4 protein-coding genes are annotated in these 4,508 nt (G+C 64.0%); 3 read left to right on the top strand and 1 reads right to left on the bottom strand.

Annotation, left to right across the window (positions count from 1 at the left end):
• Positions 1–172: 172 nt before the first annotated feature.
• The gene (locus tag KA184_22645; protein ID MBP8132387.1) at positions 173–1,786 is read right to left on the bottom strand and encodes a metallophosphoesterase; all 1,614 of its coding nucleotides are present in this window, start codon (positions 1,784–1,786) and stop codon (positions 173–175) included.
• Positions 1,787–2,038: 252 nt separating this feature from the next.
• Here KA184_22645 and KA184_22640 point away from each other — a divergent pair, with 252 nt between their 5' ends.
• The 3 genes from KA184_22640 to KA184_22630 all read left to right on the top strand — a co-directional run.
• Entirely contained in the window at positions 2,039–2,773 is a 735-nt protein-coding gene (locus tag KA184_22640) for a glycosyltransferase family 2 protein (GenBank protein MBP8132386.1), read from the top strand.
• Positions 2,774–2,926: 153 nt separating this feature from the next.
• Positions 2,927–3,571, top strand: coding sequence for a hypothetical protein (locus KA184_22635; protein ID MBP8132385.1), 645 nt, complete (start codon positions 2,927–2,929; stop codon positions 3,569–3,571).
• Between the two features lie 146 nt (positions 3,572–3,717).
• Positions 3,718–4,508: DUF5011 domain-containing protein (locus KA184_22630; GenBank protein MBP8132384.1), on the top strand; the 791-nt coding region annotated here is incomplete at its 3' end.

The raw sequence follows: 4,508 nt of genomic DNA, 5'->3' as shown, positions 1-4,508 counted from the left end.
CTCGAAAGAGGCCGTTACGGGGTAAAACGCATCGGGTTCCTGTTTCGCCGCAGTCTTGAGGACGGCCGCTACGTCTGGCTCGCGTGGAAAGACGGCGGCCTGCGGCGCTTTGCCATGCCCGCCATGGGCGAACGCATGGTCCTGAAGTGGCGCCGTATCGTGTAGTCCGGTCTCAGAAACGCCGTGCGGGCACGGTCACGGTGAACGGCGGCGTGCGATCTCCTTCCGGCGGGACTCTGCGCGGCAGGCTCTTCGATGCGCGCGCTTTTCCGGCGTCTTTGCCGCCGTGCGCGTTCAAAATGATCTCTTCGATCCCGCTCAGGTCCATGTTGCTGACGCGTTCGACCCACTCCGGGCTGTCCGGGTCGGCGAGCGCGTCCACCTGCATCCTTTGGTACGCCTCCAGCGAGGACCGGGTCGGCTGGTCCGCGTGCGAGAGAAAGGTGCTGCGCAGGTGAAATTGCGCGTTGCGCCGGTCGTAATACAGGTCGAACAGCCGCACCTCCTGCGGATAGTCGATCAGCGATGCCGTGACAATCTCCGGATACGGATACGGGCCGTTGTGCATGATCAACTGGTTGTCGTGCGTGTGGCCGCAGATGTGCGCGATCAGGTTGGGCTGCCGCGCGAGGTAGCCCGTGAACTCCTCCGGCGTCACCGTGCGCTGCGCGGCCGGTTTTGTCCAGGTGGCCGTCGGATGGTGCGACACGACGATGACGTATTCTTCGGCCTTCTGCGCCGCGCGGATTTCCGCCTTCAAGAAGCCCTCGAACTCGGCGTAGGACAGCGCGCCGTCCGCACCCACGTACCCCGGGATCGCGTCCGGCCCCACGGAATCGAGCACGATGAACCGGACCGGCACGTCCTGCTTTGGGCGGAAAGCGTAGTACGCCTGCCCGGTCAACACCCCGACGGGCATGAAGCCGTGTCCCGCCGGGAACGACGACGTGTTGAAATGCTCCGCGATAAACGCCTGCTTCGACAGGTAGCGCCGCGCGGCGTCCGGCGGAATAGGGCCGCGCTCGAGCAGTTCGGGCATCAACTGATACGAATGCGGGTCGATCGGCTCGGCCTCGCCCGCGAGCAGGATAGCCAGGCTCTGGCCGTCCGTGGGCATCAGCGACATCCGCGGCGGGTCCAAATCCAGCAACCCCAGGAACCGCGCCACCGTCGGGCTGACCGGGGCGTGCCAGTCCACCGGGTCCGGGGCCGAACGGTCGATGGTGAAATTGCCGTTGCCAAGGTTGTCGTGGTTGCCCACGCACGAAAACCACGGCACGTCTTTCGCCAGGCCCGCCGCCTTGAACGGAAAATTCGGATTGACCTCCGGCGCTACCGGCCGCAACGGCCCGTCCAATTCCCCGGAATCCGGCACAATCCGCCCGCCATCCATTGTGTCCATGAACCAGCGCAGTTCATTGTACTGCGCGTTGTCGGTTGCGTCGCCCGTGACCAGCACGAAATCCAGCGGCCCGCTGCTCGTGAAAAAGCCCCCGTAGTGAATCCGGTTGACGACCCGGCACGTGGCATCGAGCACCTGCGCGGCAAACGCTTCTTGAGGCCGGAACGACGCCGCAATGAAGGCGTCAAACTCGATGACCCGCGCCGGGCTTTCCTCGTCCGTGATGTGCACGTCGCTGATCTGGACGAACCGCAGCCAATGCTCCCCGTTTACTGGCGGCAACGACTGCCACGCGTCCAGATAAGGACACCCGGCCGGCAGCAGCGTCAGTATCGGCGCCGCCAACAGCAGCCACGCCCCCGTTCGCTTGCCCCGTTCGCGCATCTCGGTTCCTTGGCGGGCCTCCTTCACGTCCTGCCCGCTCTCGTATGCCTATTTTACGCGCTTTGGCGGCCCCGGGCGAGTTTCAGGACATGAAAGGAGTGAGGAACCGCTCTGCCGCGGGCGCCCCACACGACAGTGCTCGTGCCGGAAACCGCCCGTGCGGCAGGAACCTCTTGCCCGGCTGGCCCGCGCCGGGGGTTGAATCCCCCCCTGAGGGGGGTGTACAACGCCAAGGCGGGGGAGGAGACTGGAATGGCGGGGCACACGCAAGACTTGGCGGAACGAATGAGGCGCACAGTGGCGTGCGTTGTGCCATGTTACAACGCGGGGAAGCGCGTGCGGCCCGTGGTCGAACGCTTGAGCGGCGCCCTGGACCATGTCATTGTTGTGGACGACGGAAGCACGGATGACGCGCTCACTACGCTGCATGGCCTGTCCGCGGAAGTGGTCGCCTTCCCGCGCAACCGCGGCAAGGGCCATGCATTGCTTGCGGGTTTTGCCGAGGCGCTTCAAGAACCGTCCATCGAGGCCATATGCGTCGTGGACGCGGACGGACAGCATGACCCGGCCGAATTGCCGCGCCTCTTCGCGGCGTTCTTGGAAGATGCGGCCGACCTTGTCATAGGGGCGCGCACGTTCGACCGCGCGCAGGTGCCCTGGCGCAGCCGCTTCGGCAATCGCGTCAGCGCAGCCCTGTTGCGCCGCCTGCTTGGCCCCGGTCTCAAAGACACGCAATCGGGCTTTCGCATCCTCTCTCGAAGCCTTGCGGAGGAGGTGCTTCGCACCGTGCCCGGCGGCCGTTACGAAACCGAAATGGCCATCCTGCTTAAGGCCATACGCGACGGGCGCCGCGTTGTCTCGATTCCGGTCCGCACGATCTACGAATCGGGCAACCCGTCCTCCCACTTCCGCAAGATCCGTGATTCGTACCGGGTCATGCGCACCTTGTTCCGCGCTGCCGCAAATCCCCGCACTGCCTCGAAATAGCCCCTTCCCTTCTCCGAAATGTGTGCGATAATAGTACTTGTGCCACTTCTTGTGACGATGCGGGCCTCTTTCGGTATTCTGTTTTGGAGGCATTGAACGAGGCCGGGCGGCTTACCCGGTGCGGCGCCGCCCAAACACGGAGGGTGGTGAACAATGCGATACTCACGGTTGTCTTTTCTGGCGGTGCTGCTTGGCGTCTCCGCCTGGGCGCTTGCGGGCGCTCAGGCAAGGGCGCAAAGCCCCTGCAACCCGGCAACGAACCCGCTTGGAGCCAGTCTGGCCCAAGTCGTCGAGAAACCCGGCGGCTACCTGCCGGGCCGGCTGCTCGAAATCACCTTGCGCGTCACGGCGGCTTGCTGGGAACAGTATGAGGGCGCGGCCCTGCTTGGAATCTCGCAGATGACACCGCCCGGCTGGCAGTACGATTCCCTGGTCATGCTGGGCAAGGCAGCGGTTCCGGACATTATTCCCGCGCACGGGGCCGAGGACGAATTCGGGTTCATCTGGGACCCCGCCCCGGAACTGCCTGTCACCTTGACATACCGTTTGCGCGTTCCTGAAAGGGAATGTAACGCAAAACAGCTGTATGGAAAGGTGACCTACATGCTGGACGGCGTGCCGTACGAATCGGACCTCGCGGTGACCGACGTGCCCGATGCCCGGCACAAAGGCGACCTCTGCTGCGGCGAAACCCCCACAGGGTATCCGCGTGGAGGCGCGAGCGACTTGGCCGTGCTTGCGGCGGTGGCGGTTCTGGTCGCAACCGGGAAGGCGCGGCCATACGGGCGGCGTTCATAGGCGTTGCCTCGCAGGAGGAGGCATGTGAGATAATGCAGGAGAGGCGGGGCGTGCGTGCGTGTCCTGCCTCTCCTGGGTCTGGTGTCCGCGCACTCGCGGCGGAACACCCGTGCCGGTGTGGCGTTGTATTCCAGCAAGGGATAAGCATGAGCATATATCGTATAGCGGCGTTAACCGTCCTGGCGGCCGGTGCAGGGTTCGTGTTCTTTCCAGCGGCGGCACAGGAAACCGATAACCCCCTCGGCATGACGCTGACGCATACGCTGCCCAACGGCTATACCGCGGGTCAGGACGTACTGGTGACGCTCACAATCGACGTGGCGGTGCAGGAGGAGCTTTTCGCGCTGGGGCTGGCCGAGGAGTTGCCTTCCGGCTGGACCTTTAAGAAAATGGGCGACGTTTCCACGCCTCAACCCGCGATTTTCCCCGGGCCGGGCGAACAGGTCCATTTGGAGTTTGCCTGGATCACCGCGCCCAGTGTGTTTCCTTATTCCCTGAGTTTTGTGTTGACCCCGCCCGCTGAACAAACGGAACCGCAGCAAATGAGCGGTCAGGCTCAGTACCGGCTCCAGGGCGGCGGTGCGCTGTACAGTAATGTATCGGTGCTGGATTTGGACCCCGGCTTCGACTATGAACCGCCCGTTATCACGCTGCTGGGGGGCTCCATCGTCGTGGTCGAACAGAATCAACCTTACGTGGAACCGGGCTACACGGCCATGGATGACGTAGACGGCAATATCACGGAGCTTGTCGCTATCGACGGCATCGTCGACACGGCAATCCTCGGCGACTATGTCCTGATTTACAGCGTCAGCGATGCTGCGGGCAATCAGGCAGCGCCGGTTTCGAGAACGGTCCAGGTGGTTGAACCCGGGACTACTCTTAAGGGGTTTCTGTGTTGTTCGGGCGTGGCGGCGGATGGTGGCGGCGGCTTCTA

The sequence above is a fragment of the Candidatus Hydrogenedentota bacterium genome (genome assembly GCA_018005585.1).
Lineage (GTDB): Bacteria > Hydrogenedentota > Hydrogenedentia > Hydrogenedentales > JAGMZX01 > JAGMZX01.
This window is presented reverse-complemented; position numbering and strand designations above follow the sequence as displayed.

Excerpts from the sequence above, each read along its gene's own strand:
- KA184_22645 (MBP8132387.1), bottom strand. The coding sequence starts at position 1,786 with ATGCGCGAACGGGGCAAGCGAACGGGGGCGTGGCTGCTGTTGGCGGCG.
- KA184_22640 (MBP8132386.1), top strand. The coding sequence starts at position 2,039 with ATGGCGGGGCACACGCAAGACTTGGCGGAACGAATGAGGCGCACAGTG.
- KA184_22635 (MBP8132385.1), top strand. The coding sequence starts at position 2,927 with ATGCGATACTCACGGTTGTCTTTTCTGGCGGTGCTGCTTGGCGTCTCC.